This is a genomic window from Cupriavidus necator N-1 (genome assembly GCF_000219215.1).
GTDB classification, from domain to species: Bacteria; Pseudomonadota; Gammaproteobacteria; order Burkholderiales; family Burkholderiaceae; genus Cupriavidus; species Cupriavidus necator.
The window spans coordinates 2,429,637-2,446,099 of the sequence record NC_015726.1 but is presented as its reverse complement, the minus strand read 5'-3'; the positions used below and the strand labels follow the sequence as shown (position 1 = coordinate 2,446,099).

Below are 16,463 nucleotides of genomic sequence, written 5' to 3'. Positions count from 1 at the left end.
GAAGACATGAGCACCATTCCGATTACCAAGCGTGGCGCAGAGCTCCTGAAGGAGGAACTGCAGCGCCTGAAGGCTGTCGAGCGTCCGGCGGTGATCAATGCAATCTCGGAAGCCCGCGCACAGGGCGACCTGTCTGAAAACGCCGAATACGACGCCGCCAAGGAGAAGCAGGCCTTTATCGAAGGCCGCATCCTGGAAGTGGAGGCCAAGCTGTCGGCCGCGCAGGTCATCGACCCGACCCAGCTGGACACCGACGGCCGCATCGTCTTTGGCGCGACCGTTGACCTGGAGGACCTGGAGTCCGGCAGTCCCGTCAGCTACCAGATCGTGGGCGATGACGAGGCCGACATTGACGTCGGCAAGATCTCGGTCAGCTCGCCCATCGCGCGTGCGCTGATCGGCAAGTTCGAAGGCGACGTCGCAACCGTGCTGGCCCCTGGCGGCGAGCGCGAGTACGAAGTCATTACCGTACGCTATATCTGACGCCGGCCCGGCCGGCAGGCTTGCACCTGGCCCGGCCCCCGGAAAGACCGGCACGTGTTCTCCAATTCCTATAACAATCTGCCGCCGCTGCCGCACCGCATCTTCCTGCTGCTGACGGTGGTGTGGGCGGGCAGCCTCTGGACCGTCGGCTACATGGTGGCGCCGACGCTGTTTTCGGTGCTGCCCAGCCGCGAGACGGCGGGCATGATCGCCGGGCACCTGTTCCATACTGAAGCCATCGTCGGGGTCACCATCGGTGTGTTGCAGCTGGTGCTGTGCAACGTGATGATCCGGCGCGGCGCCCACCGCTATCGCGGCCTGCGCTGGCTAGTGCTGGGCATGCTGTGCTGCGTGCTGGCGGGCTACTTCGGCACCCAGCCGTTCATGGCCGGCCTGAAGGAAAAGTCGCTGGCGCTGGGTGTCGGCGTTTCGGAATCGCCTTACAAGGCGCAGTTCGGCATGCTGCACGGCGTGTCGAGCGCCTTCTACCTGCTGCAAAGCCTGCTGGCGCTGGTGCTGGTGTGGCGCGCTTCGGCGCCGCGTTCGGCCGGGGAGTGAGACCGGCCGCCGGCACGGCCACAGGCGTGGCGTGCCGGCATCGGGGGCGCCTGGCGGCGACCCCGTCATGCTTCAGCTGGCAGTGTTTAGCCCAGCGCCTTCTTCTTCTGGCTGGTCGGGCGTGCGCGCGAACGCTTCACATTGCCGCCGGCGGTGACGCGCTCGTTGCCAAGCACCGTGACTTCCTTGCGGGTCGGACGGCGGTTCGGCGCAGCGCTGGGCTTCTTGACCGTCACCGTGCGCGGGGCCGCGCCACCACGGCGGGCGGGGGTGTGGCGGCCCAGGTCTTCGGCCTGGTTTTCCTTCAGGCGCGCTTCGCCCGGACGCCAGACCACCAGCAGCTTGCCGATATGCTGGATCGGCGCGGCGCTGAGCTGGTCGCAGATTTCCTCGTAGATGGCGATGCGCGCATCGCGATCGTCGCCGAACACGCGGATCTTGATCAGGTCGTGGGCGGCCAGGCTGCGGTCGATCTCGGCCAGTACGGCACGGGTCAGGCCTTCGGCGCCGACCATCACGACCGGGTTCAGGGCATGGGCACGGGAGCGCAGGTCAGAGCGCTGAGCAGGGACTAGTTGTAGAGCGGGCATAGGTTGGCGCTGATTATTAGGCGCTTGAAATAGTGATAGAGCGCTGGGCGCTGGAAATCGGGCGCTGCAGCCCGCGCCGGTCGTGACACGGCGGGTCGGGCGAGGACAGGCTGCCGACGGCCGCCCCGGGGGGCGGCAAGCCGGCCGCTGATAAGGCGAGCTGGCGGTCGGGATGCGGATTGGCGCGTATTATCCGTCAATCCGGCACTGTCGGGCAGCAAAATCATCAAAACAGTAGGAAAACCTTCGCGGATGGCATTGACCGGCGGGCGGGGGCAGGGAACAGGCTGGTAACTGGCATGGCAAAAAACAAGTTCAATCATTCGTGGCTGCACGACCACATCAACGATCCGTACGTGAAAATGGCGCAGCGCGAGGGCTATCGTGCCCGCGCGGCCTACAAGCTCAAGGAGATCGACGAGCAGGACAAGCTGATCCGCCCGGGACAGGTGATCGTCGACCTGGGCGCGGCGCCCGGCAGCTGGAGCCAGTACGCCCGCAACAAGCTGGCGGACTCGCCCCGGGCCAAGGACGGCAGGATCGATGGCGCCGTGGTCGCGATCGACCTGCTGCCGATGGAACCTGTCGCTGACGTCACTTTCATCCAGGGTGACTTCCGCGAGGAATCGGTCTTCCGCGAACTGGAAAGCGTGGTGCTGGACGCCTCCGGCGGTAACAAGATTGACCTTGTTTTGTCCGACATGGCCCCCAATTTGTCCGGTGTAGCCTTCGCCGATGCGGCACGGATCGAGTACCTGTGCGACCTGGCGCTGGAATTTGCGCAGGCCCACCTTAAGCCGGAGGGGGCATTGCTGGTAAAGTGCTTCCACGGGAGCGGCTACAGCCAGATCGTGGAGAAGTTCAAGCGGCATTTCAAAGTGGTTGCGAAACGCAAGCCCAAGGCGTCTCGCGACAAGTCTTCCGAAACCTTTATCCTTGGGCGCTACCTCAAGGCAGTGGATTGACCGGTCTCGATACAAGCCAGGGCGAAAAAAGAAGCGTGGAAAGTGCCCCACCCGGTGCTATCGGCATCATAGTTTCTCTGTTTCCCCCCGAGGGCGGGCGCTGCATTACAATGCAGCTATCCGTTGGCAAGGCAATTGCAAAGGAGTTCGGCCTTGAATAACAACCTGTTTCAAAAGGCGGCAATCTGGCTAGTGATCGCGCTGGTGCTGTTTACCGTCTTCAAGCAGTTCGACAAGCCCCGTGCGCAGGACAGCGTCACCTATTCGCAGTTCATGGATGACGCCAAGAACGGCAAGGTGTCGCGTGTCGACGTGCAGGGCCGCAACCTGGTGGTCTCGCCTAAGGAGGGCGCCAAGTACACCATCATCTCGCCGGGCGACATCTGGATGGTCGGCGACCTGATGAAGTACGGCGTCCAGGTGACCGGCAAGGCGGACGACGAACCCAACGTGCTGGTCCAGGCCCTGTATTACCTCGGGCCGACCCTGCTGATCATCGTGTTCTGGTTCTACATGATGCGTCAGATGCAGGGTGGCGGCAAAGGCGGCGCTTTCTCATTCGGCAAGTCGCGTGCGCGCCTGATCGATGAAAACCAGAACGCCGTCACGTTCCAGGACGTGGCCGGCTGCGATGAGTCCAAGGAAGAAGTGGTCGAACTGGTCGACTTCCTGAAGGACCCGCAAAAGTTCCAGAAGCTGGGCGGGCGCATCCCGCGCGGCGTGCTGCTGGTTGGCCCTCCGGGTACCGGCAAGACGCTGCTGGCACGTGCCATCGCCGGCGAGGCCAAGGTGCCGTTCTTCAGCATCTCGGGTTCCGACTTCGTTGAAATGTTCGTCGGCGTGGGCGCGGCCCGTGTGCGCGACATGTTCGAGAACGCCAAGAAGCAGGCCCCCTGCATCGTGTTCATCGATGAAATCGACGCGGTCGGCCGCCATCGTGGCGCCGGCATGGGCGGCGGCAACGACGAGCGCGAGCAGACCCTGAACCAGATGCTGGTCGAGATGGATGGCTTCGAGGCCAACTCGGGCGTGATCGTGATCGCCGCGACCAACCGTGCCGACGTGCTGGACAAGGCGCTGCTGCGTCCGGGCCGTTTCGACCGCCAGGTCTATGTGGGCCTGCCGGACATCCGCGGCCGCGAGCAGATCCTGAAGGTCCATATGCGCAAGGTGCCGATCGGCAACGACGTCGACGCCTCGGTGATCGCGCGTGGTACCCCGGGCTTCTCGGGCGCCGACCTGGCCAACCTGGTCAACGAGGCCGCGCTGTTTGCCGCCCGCCGCAGCAAGCGCGTGGTCGACATGCAGGACTTCGAGGACGCCAAGGACAAGATCTACATGGGTCCGGAGCGCAAGTCGACGGTCATGCGCGAGGAAGAGCGCCGTGCCACGGCTTACCACGAGTCGGGCCATGCGGTGGTGGCCAAGCTGCTGCCCAAGGCCGACCCGGTGCACAAGGTCACGATCATGCCGCGTGGCTGGGCGCTGGGCGTGACCTGGCAGCTGCCGGAGCATGACAAGTATTCGAAGTACAAGGACAGCATGCTGGAAGAGGTTGCGATCCTCTTCGGCGGCCGTGCGGCGGAAGAGGTCTTCCTCAACGCCATGAGCACCGGTGCGTCCAACGACTTCGAGCGCGCCACCAAGATCGCCCGCGACATGGTGACCCGCTTCGGCATGAGCGATTCGCTCGGCGCCATGGTCTACGTGGATACCGAGCAGGATGGCATGTTCGGCAAGCTGTCGTCCAAGACCGTGTCGGAAGCCACGCAGCAGAAGGTCGACGCCGAGATCCGCCGCATCATCGACGAGCAATACGCGCTGGCCAAGCGCCTGCTCGAAGAGAACCGCGACAAGGTCGAAGCCATGACCAACGCGCTGATGGAGTGGGAAACCATCGATGCCGACCAGGTCAATGACATCATGGCCGGCAAGCCGCCGCGTCCGCCGCGCAGTGCGTCGGGCCAGAATGGTGGCGGCAGCACGCCTTCGGGCGGCTCGCCGGTGGCGCCGACCAACGCGCCTGCCACGGCCTGATCCCGCGACTTCGTCTGGCTGACGACGTAGTGGTGGTGGCTGTGTAGTGGCTGTATCCGAAGCCGGTGCCTGGTGCACCGGCTTTTCCTTTTGCGCGACGGGTTCGCGCACAGACTTTCCTCAAGTATTCCGACCTTGCAGCAGACTCCTCAGACCCGGTACTTCCAGTGCGGACGTTTCCGCTATGCGTTGGACCAGCGCCCGCTGGTCATGGGCATTCTCAATGTCACGCCAGATTCGTTCTCCGACGGCGGCCAGCACGCCAGCCGCGATGCGGCGCTGCGCCACGCGGAGCAGATGATCCAGGAGGGGGTGGACGTCATCGATATCGGTGGCGAGTCGAGCCGCCCGGGCTCGGCCGCGCTGCCGCTTGAGGACGAACTGGCCCGCGTGATCCCCGTGGTGGAAGCGCTGCGCAACTGCGGCAAGCCGCTGTCGATCGATACCTACAAGCCCGAGGTCATGCGCGCCGCACTTGCGGCCGGAGCCGATCTCATCAACGATATCTGGGGTTTCCGCATGCCGGGCGCGGTCGAGGCCGTGGCGGCGGGGCAGGCGGGCCTGTGCGTGATGCATATGCAGCGCGATCCGCAGACCATGCAGGAAGACCCGCACTACGACGACGTGGTCGCCGAGGTGGCCGGGTTCCTTGCCGAGCGCATTGCCGTGCTGCGCGCTGCCGGCATCGACGATGCGCGCATATCCCTCGATCCGGGGTTTGGCTTCGGAAAGACACCCGATCATAATCTGCGCCTGCTCGGCCAATTGCCGCGGCTGGCGCTGGAGGGCCTGCCGGTGCTGGCGGGCATTTCGCGCAAGTCCACGCTGGGCGCCGTCCTCGGTGGCCGGCCGCCGCAGCAGCGTGTTGCGGCCAGCATTGCCGCCGCGGTGTGTGCGCTGGAGCGCGGAGCATTTATCGTGCGCGTGCATGATGTGGAGCAGACGGTGGATGCCGTGAAGACCTGGTGGGCGGTGCGCAACGAGTCCGTTGGCGCGGCCTGAACCGGCCGCGGCCACTGCGGACAGAACAACGATCAGAGTACAGAAAGGGAATCAGCGAATGACACGCAAGTATTTCGGGACAGATGGCGTGCGGGGCAGGGTCGGCGAGGCGCCGATCACGCCGGACTTCGTGATGCGGCTGGGCCATGCTGCCGGCAAGGTGCTGGCCCACGGCGCCAAGACCGGGCAAGGCAAGCCGACCGTGCTGATCGGCAAGGACACGCGCATTTCCGGCTATATGCTGGAAGCGGCGCTGGAAGCCGGCTTTACCTCGGCCGGCGTGCACGTGCTGCTGACCGGCCCGCTGCCGACGCCGGGCATCGCCTACCTGACGCGGGCGCTGCGGCTGTCCGCCGGCGTGGTGATCTCGGCCAGCCACAATCCCTATTACGACAACGGCATCAAGTTCTTTTCGGCCGACGGCGACAAGTTGCCCGACGAGGTCGAGGCGGAGATCGAGGCTGCCATCGAAGAGCCGATGGTGTGCGCGCCATCCGATGACCTGGGCCGCGCGCGCCGCATCAACGATGCCCCCGGGCGCTATATCGAGTTCTGCAAGAGCACCTTCCCGCACGAGCAGGACCTGTACGGCCTGAAGCTGGTGGTCGACTGCGCCCATGGCGCGGCCTACCACATCGCGCCGCACGTGTTCCATGAACTGGGCGCCGACGTGATTTCGATCGGCAACCAGCCGGACGGCCGCAATATCAACGACGGCTACGGCGCCACCGCGCCGGGCAAGCTGATTGAGGCGGTCAAGGCCCATGGCGCCAACCTGGGCCTGGCCTTTGACGGCGACGCCGACCGCTTGCAGGTGGTGGATGCCGACGGCCGTCTCTACAACGGCGACGAACTACTGTATCTGATCGTGCGCGACCGCCAGGCCGCCGGCCAGGCGGTGCCCGGTGCCGTGGGCACGCTGATGACCAATATGGCGGTCGAGCTGGCGCTCAAGCGCCAGGGCGTGGAATTCGTGCGCGCCAAGGTGGGCGACCGCTATGTGCTCGAAGAGTTGAACAAGCGCAGCTGGACGCTGGGCGGCGAGGGTTCCGGCCACCTGTTGTGCCTGGACCGCCACAGCACCGGCGACGGCATCGTGTCGGCGCTGCAGGTGCTGGCCGCGCTGCGCCGCAGCGGCAAGACCCTGGCGCAGTTGCTCGAGGGCGTACGGCTGTTCCCGCAGACGCTGATCAATGTGCGCGTGCAGAAGGGCTTCGACTGGCAGTCGCATGCCGGCCTACAGGCCGCGCGCGCGGCGGTCGAGCCTGAGCTGGAAGGACGCGGCCGGGTGCTGATCCGTGCCTCCGGCACCGAACCGGTGGTGCGCGTGATGGTCGAGGCCGAGCAGGCCGAAATGGCCGAGCGCGCGGCCAGGCGGCTGGCGGATGCCTTGGGCGCCTGATACGCCGCACCTTGACCAGGAACGCCGGGCTAGTCCCGGCGTTTTTTTGCCAGATATCGCAATTAACCGCCGCAATATTGGGCCGGCATGACAGCCGGACGGCAGCGGCGATCCCTTGCTGGAGGCCGGTTCCAAGAAGATTTGAAGATGTCACGGAATTGTCATACAGGGAGCATAGAGTTCGTCTTGTCAAAAATTTGTCATTCCCAACCAATGTTCTCTGGAGGACATATGAAGCTGGTCAAGACTGCCGTGGCAGGCATCGTTTCGATGGTGGTGGCGGGTACTGCGTTCGCGGCGGAAATTACCGGTGCAGGCGCTTCTTTCCCGGCGCCCGTGTATTCCAAGTGGGCCGACGCATACCAAAAAGCAACGGGTAACAAGGTCAACTATCAATCCATCGGCTCGTCGGGCGGGATCAAGCAGATCGGGGCCAAGACGGTCGATTTCGGTGCCTCGGACGCGCCGCTGAAGGACGAGGACCTGAACAAGCAGGGCCTGGTCCAGTTCCCGACCGTGATCGGCGGCGTGGTGCCGGTGATCAACCTGCAGGGCGTGAAGCCGGGCGAACTGACCATCACGGGCGAAGTGCTGGCCAACATCTACCTGGGCAAGATCAAGAAGTGGGATGACCCCGCGATCAAGGCGCTGAACCCGCAAGCCAAGCTGCCGAGCCAGGACATCCTGCCGGTGCGCCGCGCCGACGGTTCGGGCACGACCTTCATCTTCACCAACTACCTGTCCAAGGTCAGCCCGGACTGGAAGAGCGCGGTGGGCGAAGGCACCACGGTCAACTGGCCGGGCGGCGGCACCGGCGGCAAGGGCAACGAGGGCGTGGCCGCCTTCGTGCAGCGCCTGAATGGCGCGATCGGCTATGTCGAGTACGCCTACGCCAAGCAGAACAAGATGACCCACCTGAACATGAAAAACGCGTCGGGTGCCGTGGTCAAGCCGGGTGACGACGCCTTCAAGGCCGCCGCCGCCGGTGCGGACTGGAGCAAGAGCTACTACCAGATCCTGACCAACCAGTCGGGCAAGGAAGCCTGGCCGATCGCCGGCGCCACCTTCATCCTGGTCCACAAGAACCAGGAAAAGGCCGCGCAGGGCGCCGAAGTGCTGAAGTTCTTCGACTGGGCCTACAAGAGCGGCGCCAACATGGCTGCCGACCTCGACTACGTGCCGCTGCCGGAAAACGTTGTGAACCAGATCCGTTCGACCTGGAAGACCAGCGTCAAGGACGCCTCGGGCAAGGCGCTGTACTGATCCTGACGGCATCGCTGGCCCCGCGTGAGTGCGGGGCCGGTGGCCGGGCTGCCCGCAACTGGCCCGGACACCGGGCTCCCGCCCAGGCGGGAGCGGCGATCCACCCTGAATTCCCGACATGGCGACTACCCCCTCCGAGATCCGCAACGTCCAGCCCCCGAGCCGCATGGGCGACATCCTGTTCGGCGGCCTGACGCGAGGCGCCGCGATCGTGACGCTGCTGCTGCTGGGCGGCATCATCGTCTCGCTCGCGATCAGCGCCTGGCCGTCGATCCAGACTTTCGGCGCGCGCTTCCTGTGGACCGCGGAGTGGGATCCTCCCGCCGATGTCTATGGTGCGCTGGTGCCCATCTACGGCACCATCGTGACCTCGCTGATCGCGCTGATCATCGCGGTGCCGGTCAGCTTCGGCATCGCGCTGTTCCTGACCGAACTGTCGCCGGCCTGGCTGCGCCGCCCGCTGGGCACCGCCATCGAACTGCTCGCCGCAGTGCCGTCGATCGTCTACGGCATGTGGGGCCTGCTCGTGTTCGCACCGATCTTCGGCGAGTATTTCCAGAAGCCCCTGGCCGCCACGGTCGGCCAGCTGCCGGTGGTCGGCAAGCTGTTCCAGGGAGCGCCGCTGGGCATCGGCCTGCTGTGTGCGGGCGTGATTCTGGCGATCATGATCATCCCGTACATCGCCTCGGTGATGCGCGACGTGTTTGAAGTCACCCCGGTACTGCTCAAGGAATCCGCCTACGGCGTGGGCTGCACCACCTGGGAGGTGATGTGGAACGTGGTGCTGCCCTACACCCGCGCCGGCGTCATCGGCGGCGTGATGCTGGGCCTGGGCCGCGCACTGGGCGAGACCATGGCCGTCACCTTCGTGATCGGCAATACCAACCTGCTGGACAACGCCTCGCTGTTCTCGCCGGGCAACAGCATCACCTCGGCATTGGCCAACGAGTTCGCCGAAGCCGGCGCCGGCCTGCACACCGCCGCGCTGATGGAACTGGGCCTGATCCTGTTCTTCATTACCTTCGTGGTGCTGGCGCTGTCCAAGCTGCTGCTGCTGCGACTGGCAAAGAATGAGGGAACCAAATGAGCGTGAGTCAAGCCGTGTCTACCGTATCGATCCCGGCGGTCCGCCCCGACGCGGATGCCATCCGCACCCGGCTGCAGGCGCGCCGCCGCCGCACCAACCTGTACGCACTGACCGCCTCGCTGGCGGCGATGGGCTTCGGCCTGTTCTGGCTGGCGTGGATCCTGTGGACCACCGTCACGCTGGGCGTGGGCGGCCTGTCGCTGGACCTGTTCACGCAGATGACGCCAGCGCCCAATACCGCCGGCGGCGGCCTGGCCAACGCCATCTTCGGCAGCTTCGTGATGGTCGGCATGGCCACGCTGTTCGGTACGCCGCTGGGCATCCTGGCCGGCATCTACCTGGCCGAGTACGGCAAGAGCTCGCCGCTGGCCAGCCTTATCCGCTTTATCAACGACATCCTGCTGTCGGCGCCGTCGATCGTGATCGGCCTCTTTGTCTACGCGCTGGTGGTGACCCGCATGGGCCACTTCTCGGGCTGGGCCGGGATCTGTGCGCTGGCGCTGCTGCAGGTGCCGATCGTGGTGCGCACCACCGAGAACATGCTGAACCTGGTGCCCAACGCGCTGCGCGAGGCTGCCTTCGCACTCGGCACGCCCAAGTGGAAGATGGTGCTGTCGATCACCGTGAAGTCATCCTACGCCGGGATTGTGACCGGGGTGTTGCTGGCCGTCGCGCGTATCGCCGGCGAGACCGCGCCGCTGCTGTTCACCGCGCTGTCCAACCAGTTCTGGACCAGCGACCTGAACAAGCCGATGGCCAACCTGCCGGTGACGATCTTCCGCTTTGCCATGAGCCCGTTCACCGAATGGCAGCAGCTGGCCTGGGCGGGTGTGTTCCTGATTACGCTCGGCGTGCTGGCATTGAATATCCTGGCGCGCATCCTGTTCAAGAAATAAGCGGCGCGGCCGGTAATCCGTCCCGTCCCAAAGACTGCAAGCGAGAAACGCAATGACCTCCACCGTCATCGACATTCCCGATTCGGTACGCGCCAAGATCGACGTGCGCAACCTGAACTTCTACTACAGCCAGTTCCATGCGCTGAAAGACATCAACATGTCGATCCCGGACCGCAAGGTCACGGCCTTCATCGGGCCGTCGGGCTGCGGCAAGTCGACGCTGCTGCGCACCTTCAACAAGATGTATGCGCTGTACCCCGAACAGCGCGCCGAGGGTGAGATCAACATGGACGGCGAAAACCTGCTGACCGCCCGCCAGGACATCGCGCTGCTGCGCGCCAAGGTCGGCATGGTGTTCCAGAAGCCGACGCCGTTCCCGATGTCGATCTACGACAACATCGCCTTCGGCGTGCGCCTGTTCGAGAAGCTGTCGCGCTCGGAGATGGACGACCGCGTGGAATGGGCGCTGACCAAGGCGGCGCTGTGGAACGAAGCCAAGGACAAGCTGCACCAGTCGGGCTACGGCCTGTCCGGCGGCCAGCAGCAGCGCCTGTGCATCGCGCGCGGCATTGCCATCCGCCCCGAAGTGCTGCTGCTGGACGAGCCGTGCTCGGCGCTGGACCCGATCTCCACTGGCCGCATCGAAGAGCTGATCGCGGAACTGAAGGACGAGTACACGGTCGTGATCGTCACCCATAACATGCAGCAGGCGGCGCGCTGCTCCGACTACACCGCCTACATGTACCTGGGCGAGCTGATCGAGTTCGGCGAGACCGAGAAAATCTTCATCAAGCCGCACCGCAAGGAAACGGAAGACTACATTACCGGCCGGTTCGGCTGATCGTCACCGCAGGGCGTAGCATATCCATAAGCGGCCAGGAGAATCCCATGCCAGACAAGCACCTGTCGACCCAGTTCGACGCTGACCTCAACGCGATCAACACCAAGCTGCTGCAGATGGGCGGCCTGGTCGAGTCGCAGATCGAACTCGCCATGCGCGCGCTGACCGACTTCGACGGCGAGACCGCGGACCAGGTCATCGCCCGGGAGATCCAGCTCAACGCGCTGGAAGTCGAGATCGATGCCGACTGCGGCAACATCATCGCCAGGCGCCAGCCGACCGCGCGCGACCTGCGCCTGGTGATGGCCATCTCCAAGACCATCACCAACCTGGAGCGCGCCGGCGACGAAGCCGAGAAGATCGCCAAGCGTACCAAGCACATCATGGAAGACGCGTCGGCGCACAGCATCAACTACGCCGAGGTCAAGCTCTCGGGCGAGATGGCGATTTCGCTGCTGCGCCAGGCGCTGGACGCCTTTGCGCGCCTGGACACCGTGGCGGCGGCGCGCATCGTCAAGGACGACAAGGCCATCGACGAGGAATTCCGCGGCTTCGTGCGCAAGCTGATCACGTACATGATGGAAGACCCGCGTACGATCTCGGTCGCGCTGGATTTCCTGTTTATCGCCAAGGCGGTGGAGCGCATTGGCGATCACGCCAAGAACATCGCGGAATTTATCATTTACATTGTCAAGGGGACGGACGTCCGCCATGTCTCGCGCGAGGACATGGAGCGCGAAGCGCTGAGCTGAACTCAGCCGCCCACGGAGAACAATACACATGCCAAGCAGTATTCTCGTTGTCGAAGACGAACCGGCGATCGCCGAACTGATCGCGGTAAACCTGCAGCACGCGGGGCACTATCCGATCCGGGCCTACAACGCCGAGCAGGCGCTGTCGCTGATGAGCGATGTGCTGCCCGACCTGGTGCTGCTCGACTGGATGCTCCCGGGCAAGTCGGGCGCAAACTTCGCCAAGGAGTTGCGGGCCAACGACCGCACCCGCCAGATCCCCATCATCATGCTGACTGCCCGCGGCGATGAGCAGGACAAGGTGATGGGGCTTGAGGCCGGCGCCGACGACTACGTCACCAAGCCGTTCTCGCCCAAGGAACTGCTGGCGCGGATCAAGGCCGTGCTGCGCCGCCGCGCACCGCAGCTGACCGACGACGTGGTGGCCATCAACGGCCTGCGCCTGGACCCGGCCACGCACCGCGTCACCGGCCAGGACGACAGCGGCGCGATCAAGCTGGACCTGGGTCCGACCGAGTTCCGCCTGCTGCACTTCCTGATGACACATCCGGAGCGCGTGCACAGCCGCTCGCAACTGCTCGACCAGGTCTGGGGCGACCATGTCTTTGTCGAGGAGCGCACCGTCGATGTCCATATCAAGCGCCTGCGCGCCGCGCTCACCCCCGGCGGCTACAGCAATATGATCGAAACCGTGCGCGGCAGTGGCTACCGCCTGGCGCGCACGCCCGGCGCCTGACGCGCCGGGCATGGCCGGGCGGCTGACGTACCGTCCGGCCAGGATGGCCCACGCTGCTGGCAGGGCGCGGCGAATTCGTGGCACACTCCGTCGCAACCCTGCAGCCTTCCGTGGCTGCGAGCCTGAAGCCTGCGCATGAATGTCATCTGGGCCCGTTCCGTGGCCATCCTGATCAGCCTGCTGGTGCTGTCCGCCGGTGTCTACCTGGCCGTGGGCCCGGTGCCGGCGCTGGCGCTGGCGTGCGTATCGCTGCTCGGGCTGCTGTTCTACTACCTGTACCAGATCAACCGCCTGTGGAAGGTGCTCGATGCGCCGGTCTACGGCGAGATCCCCAGTGCACTCGGGCTTTGGGGCGAGGTGTATTACCGGCTGCACCGGCTCGTCAAGCGCTGGCGCACCCAGGTTCTGCAGGTCGAGCAGCAGCACACGCGCTTTATCCAGGCCATCCAGGCTTCGCCCAACGGAGTGCTGATGCTGGACGACGCCGACCAGATCGAGTGGTGCAACGACGTGGCAGAGCAGCATTTCGGCCTGAACGCGCGGCGCGACGTGCGCCAGCGCATCACCCACCTGATCCGCCGCCCCGAGTTCGTCCACTACCTGACCCGGCAGCGTTTCGACGATCCGCTGGTGATGCGCGACATGGGCGAACACAAGCACAGCGTGATCGCGGTGCAGATCCTGCCCTATGGCGACAACCGCAAGCTGGTGATCACCCAGGACATCACCAAGCTCGAAAACACCGAGGCGATGCGGCGCGACTTCGTTGCCAACGTGTCGCACGAACTGAAGACGCCGCTGACGGTGCTGACCGGCTTCCTGGAGACCGTGCGTGACCTGCCGGTGTCGGAGGACGACCGGCGCCGCTACATCGACATGATGCTGGCGCAGTCGGTGCGCATGCAGAGCATCGTCGAAGACCTGCTGGCGCTGGCCAAGCTGGAAAGCGATGCGCAGCCGCCCGGCAATGACATCGTGCCGATCCGTGCCATGGTGGCGCACCTGAGCCACGACGCCGAGGCGCTCTCGCAGGGACGGCACCAGGTCTCGGCCGATATCGACCCGACCGTGGGGGTGCGCGGCGCGGAAACCGAACTGCTGTCGGCGCTGGGCAACCTGGTGTCGAACGCGGTGCGCTACACGCCGGATGGCGGGCGTATCACCATGCGCCTGGCCTGGGAAGAGGGCCATGCCGTGTTCTCCGTGGCCGATACCGGCCTGGGCATTGCGCCCGAGCATATTCCCCGGCTGACCGAGCGCTTCTACCGCGTGGACCGCAGCCGCTCGCGCGACACCGGCGGCACCGGGCTGGGGCTGGCCATCGTCAAGCACGTGCTGTCACGCCACCATGCGGACTTGCGCGTGACCAGCGAGGAGGGCCGGGGCAGCGTGTTCCGCGTGATCTTTCCGCTTGAGCGCAGCCTGCGTTCGGCTGGGGAGGGTGCGGACATGCCAACGCCAGGCACCGGCCCGACCGCGCCGCCGCAGTCGCCGGACACCTCGCGCCGCGCCGCCTGACCCGTAAAGGAAAACCCCGCCGCGGCGGGGTTTTGCATGCCATGCCTCAGGGAAGCATAGAGCCCGCTCAGGGTGTGCCGCCGAACATCACCAGCATATCGTTCTGGCTCACATGCGGACGCTTCGAGCGCGTCTGCGTGCGCGCATAGTTGCCGTCCGGCTGCATGATCCATGCCGAGGCGTTGTCGCGCAGGTGTACCTGCAGGCTTTCCTTGATGACGCGCGCCTTCAGCGCCTTGTCCAGCACCGGGAAGGCAACTTCGACGCGGCGGAACAGGTTGCGGTCCATCCAGTCGGCGCTGGACAGGTACAGCACCTCTTCGCCGCCGGCGTGGAAATAGTAGACCCGGTGGTGTTCCAGGAAGCGGCCGATGATCGAGCGCACCGAGATGTTCTCGGACATGCCCGGCACGCCCGGCATCAGCGCGCACACGCCGCGCACGATCAGGTCGATCCTCACTCCCGCGCGCGAGGCCTTGTACAGCTCGTCGATGATCGACGGCTCCAGCAGCGCGTTCATCTTGGCGATGATGCGCGCGGGCTTGCCGGCGCGCGCGTTGCGGGCTTCGGCGCGGATATGGTCGACCAGGTTGCTCTGCATGGTGAAGGGCGACTGCCACAGGTGGTTCAGCCGGATGGTGCCGGCGGTGCCGGTCAGCAGCTGGAACACGTGGTGCACGTCTTCGCAGATCTCCTCGTTGGCCGTCAGCAGGCCGAAGTCGGTGTAGAGGCGGGCGGTGCGCGGATGGTAGTTGCCGGTGCCGAGGTGGGCGTAGCGCCGCAGCTTGACCTGCTTGACCTTGGGGCCGGTGGGCTCGCGCCGAACGATCAGCAGCATCTTGGCGTGGCACTTGTGGCCGACCACGCCGTAGATCACGTGTGCGCCCGCGGATTCCAGGCGCTCGGCCCAGTTGATGTTGGTCTCCTCGTCAAAGCGTGCCAGCAGCTCCACCACCACCGTGACTTCCTTGCCGTTGCGCGCGGCGGTCATCAGCGCTTCCATGACCAGCGACTCATTGCCGGTGCGATAGACCGTCTGCTTGATCGCGACCACGTTGGGGTCGGCCGCTGCCAGCTGCAGCAGGTCGAGCACAGAACTGAAGCTCTCGTACGGGTGGTGCAGCAGCACGTCCTGCTGTCGCATCACGTCGAACATCGACGCGCCGGCGGAGAAGGCCTTGACCGGGGCGGGCACATACGGCGCAAACTTCAGCGCGGGCCGGTCCACCATGTCGGGGATCTGCATCAGCCGCACCAGGTTCACCGGGCCGGAAACGCGGTACAGGTCCTGCTCGGCGAGGCCCGATTCCAGCAGCAGCCGGCGCGCCAGCGGTGCCGGCGTGTCCGAAGAGACTTCCAGGCGCACCGTGTCGCCGAAATGGCGCGTGGGCAGTTCGCCCTGCAGCGCCTCGCGCAGGTCGGTGATCTCGTCTTCCGAGACGAACAGGTCGGAGTTGCGCGTGACGCGGAACTGGTAGCAACCGTGCACGGCAATGGCCGGGAACAGCTCATGCACGAAGCCCTGCATGAAGGATGACAGCATCACGAAGCCGTACGGGTAGCCCGACAGCTTCTCCGGCATCTTCACCACGCGCGGAAGCGCGCGCGGCGCCTGCACGATGGCCAGGTCGGCGTCGCGGCCGAACGCGTCCTTGCCGGACAATTCCACCACGAAGTTCAGGCTCTTGTTGAGCACGCGGGGAAAGGGATGGGCGGGATCCAGCGCAATCGGGGTCAGCACCGGCCCCAGTTCGCGCTGGAAGAACTCGCGCGCCCATTCGCGCTGGGCGTCGGTCCAGGTGGTGGTCAGGTGGAAAAAGACCCCCTCTTTTTCAAGTAGTGGAAAAATGGTGTTCTGCAGCATGTCATACTGCGAAGCCACAAGCCGTTGCGTGCGCTCGGTGACAAGCTGGTAGGTCTGCTGGAATGACAGGCCGTCCGGCGTCAGGCCCGAAGCGTTGTCGCGCATCTGTTCCTTCAGGCCCGCCATGCGGATTTCAAAGAACTCGTCCAGGTTGCTGGACACGATGCAGATGAATTTCAGCCGCTCCAGCAGCGGGACTTTCGGGTCCGCCGCCTGTGCCAGCACGCGGGCATTGAATTCCAGGATGCCCAGTTCGCGGTTGAGCAGCGTACTGGACGGAGTCGTCGACATGAGCATGACCTTCTTTTGGTAATGTGGCGACTTTTTCATAAAAACGTGTCACTTTTATGACAGTTTGATTTTGTCATGATGCAGACATGACCAGGACATATTTTTCCCGGGCGCGAACGCCGGCAGGCCAAGGCACCAGAGTGCACCTGCCGCGCCACGCAACGCCAACGCGAACCAG

General features: G+C 65.0%; 15 protein-coding genes. 13 read left to right on the top strand and 2 right to left on the bottom strand.

Annotated features, from left to right (window positions below):
* Nucleotides 1-6: 6 nt before the first annotated feature.
* Nucleotides 7-483 (top strand): transcription elongation factor GreA, encoded by a 477-nt coding sequence (greA, locus tag CNE_RS11480; RefSeq protein ID WP_013957290.1) that lies wholly within the window; start codon nucleotides 7-9, stop codon nucleotides 481-483.
* 54 nt (nucleotides 484-537) lie between these two features.
* Nucleotides 538-1,041, top strand: a complete 504-nt coding sequence (locus CNE_RS11475; RefSeq protein ID WP_013957289.1) for a DUF4149 domain-containing protein — start codon at nucleotides 538-540, stop codon at nucleotides 1,039-1,041.
* An 86-nt stretch (nucleotides 1,042-1,127) separates the two neighbouring features.
* On the opposite strand, the gene CNE_RS11470 is transcribed toward CNE_RS11475, so the two are convergent.
* Nucleotides 1,128-1,631: a YhbY family RNA-binding protein gene (locus CNE_RS11470; protein WP_010814317.1), complete on the bottom strand. Its 504-nt coding sequence runs from the start codon at nucleotides 1,629-1,631 to the stop codon at nucleotides 1,128-1,130.
* A gap of 299 nt (nucleotides 1,632-1,930) precedes the next feature.
* On the opposite strand from CNE_RS11470, the gene CNE_RS11465 reads away from it, so the two are divergent.
* The 11 genes from CNE_RS11465 (at nucleotide 1,931) to phoR (ending at nucleotide 14,130) form a co-directional block, all read left to right on the top strand.
* Nucleotides 1,931-2,596, top strand: coding sequence for an RlmE family RNA methyltransferase (locus CNE_RS11465; RefSeq protein WP_010814316.1), 666 nt, complete (start codon nucleotides 1,931-1,933; stop codon nucleotides 2,594-2,596).
* 153 nt (nucleotides 2,597-2,749) lie between these two features.
* Complete coding sequence (gene ftsH, locus CNE_RS11460) at nucleotides 2,750-4,633, top strand: ATP-dependent zinc metalloprotease FtsH (protein ID WP_013957288.1); 1,884 nt, start codon at nucleotides 2,750-2,752, stop codon at nucleotides 4,631-4,633.
* A gap of 135 nt (nucleotides 4,634-4,768) precedes the next feature.
* Nucleotides 4,769-5,635, top strand: coding sequence for a dihydropteroate synthase (gene folP, locus CNE_RS11455; RefSeq protein ID WP_041228001.1), 867 nt, complete (start codon nucleotides 4,769-4,771; stop codon nucleotides 5,633-5,635).
* A 58-nt stretch (nucleotides 5,636-5,693) separates the two neighbouring features.
* The gene (glmM, locus tag CNE_RS11450; protein ID WP_013957286.1) at nucleotides 5,694-7,037 is read left to right on the top strand and encodes a phosphoglucosamine mutase; all 1,344 of its coding nucleotides are present in this window, start codon (nucleotides 5,694-5,696) and stop codon (nucleotides 7,035-7,037) included.
* A gap of 231 nt (nucleotides 7,038-7,268) precedes the next feature.
* Nucleotides 7,269-8,300 (top strand): phosphate ABC transporter substrate-binding protein PstS, encoded by a 1,032-nt coding sequence (gene pstS, locus CNE_RS11445; protein WP_013957285.1) that lies wholly within the window; start codon nucleotides 7,269-7,271, stop codon nucleotides 8,298-8,300.
* Nucleotides 8,301-8,418: 118 nt separating this feature from the next.
* The gene (gene pstC, locus CNE_RS11440; RefSeq protein ID WP_013957284.1) at nucleotides 8,419-9,387 is read left to right on the top strand and encodes a phosphate ABC transporter permease PstC; all 969 of its coding nucleotides are present in this window, start codon (nucleotides 8,419-8,421) and stop codon (nucleotides 9,385-9,387) included.
* Nucleotides 9,384-10,283, top strand: a complete 900-nt coding sequence (gene pstA / locus CNE_RS11435; protein WP_013957283.1) for a phosphate ABC transporter permease PstA — start codon at nucleotides 9,384-9,386, stop codon at nucleotides 10,281-10,283. The genes pstC and pstA overlap by 4 nt, the downstream gene beginning before the upstream one ends.
* A gap of 52 nt (nucleotides 10,284-10,335) precedes the next feature.
* On the top strand, nucleotides 10,336-11,124 hold the full coding sequence (gene pstB, locus CNE_RS11430; RefSeq protein ID WP_013957282.1) for a phosphate ABC transporter ATP-binding protein PstB: 789 nt from the start codon (nucleotides 10,336-10,338) through the stop codon (nucleotides 11,122-11,124).
* A gap of 47 nt (nucleotides 11,125-11,171) precedes the next feature.
* A complete protein-coding gene (gene phoU, locus CNE_RS11425) occupies nucleotides 11,172-11,876 on the top strand; it encodes a phosphate signaling complex protein PhoU (RefSeq protein WP_013957281.1) in 705 nt (234 codons plus the stop codon).
* A gap of 28 nt (nucleotides 11,877-11,904) precedes the next feature.
* Nucleotides 11,905-12,612 (top strand): phosphate regulon transcriptional regulator PhoB, encoded by a 708-nt coding sequence (gene phoB, locus CNE_RS11420; protein WP_013957280.1) that lies wholly within the window; start codon nucleotides 11,905-11,907, stop codon nucleotides 12,610-12,612.
* Nucleotides 12,613-12,747: 135 nt separating this feature from the next.
* Nucleotides 12,748-14,130 (top strand): phosphate regulon sensor histidine kinase PhoR, encoded by a 1,383-nt coding sequence (gene phoR / locus CNE_RS11415; protein ID WP_013957279.1) that lies wholly within the window; start codon nucleotides 12,748-12,750, stop codon nucleotides 14,128-14,130.
* A gap of 67 nt (nucleotides 14,131-14,197) precedes the next feature.
* Here the strand turns inward: phoR and ppk1 are convergent, their stop codons facing one another.
* Nucleotides 14,198-16,324, bottom strand: coding sequence for a polyphosphate kinase 1 (ppk1, locus tag CNE_RS11410; protein ID WP_080569549.1), 2,127 nt, complete (start codon nucleotides 16,322-16,324; stop codon nucleotides 14,198-14,200).
* Between the last annotated feature and the right edge of the window lie 139 nt (nucleotides 16,325-16,463).